The following is a 266-nucleotide window of genomic DNA, read 5'->3' as shown; positions in this document are numbered from 1 at the left end:
GGTGGCCCAACCCCTTGTGGGAGGGAGCTGTCGAAGGTGGGACTGGCGATTGGGACGAAGTCGTAACAAGGTAGCCGTACCGGAAGGTGCGGCTGGATCACCTCCTTTCTAAGGAGCACTTCTCACCAACTCCGGTTGGTCAGAGGCCAGTACATCAGCGAATGTCTGATGCTGGTTGCTCATGGGTGGAACGTTGATTATTCGGCACGATCCAGTATGGATCAGGCGCTAGTACTGCTCTTCGGGGCGTGGAACGCTGATCTGGT

1 rRNA gene is annotated in these 266 nt (G+C 56.8%); it reads left to right on the top strand.

What is annotated here, in order from left to right:
- Nucleotides 1-108: ribosomal RNA gene (locus tag ACGFW6_RS45170) — 16S ribosomal RNA — on the top strand; the annotation flags it as partial.
- Nucleotides 109-266 lie beyond the last annotated feature (158 nt).

The sequence above is a fragment of the Streptomyces sp. Y7 genome (assembly GCF_043195415.1).
Classification (GTDB): domain Bacteria; phylum Actinomycetota; class Actinomycetes; order Streptomycetales; family Streptomycetaceae; genus Streptomyces.
This window is presented reverse-complemented; position numbering and strand designations above follow the sequence as displayed.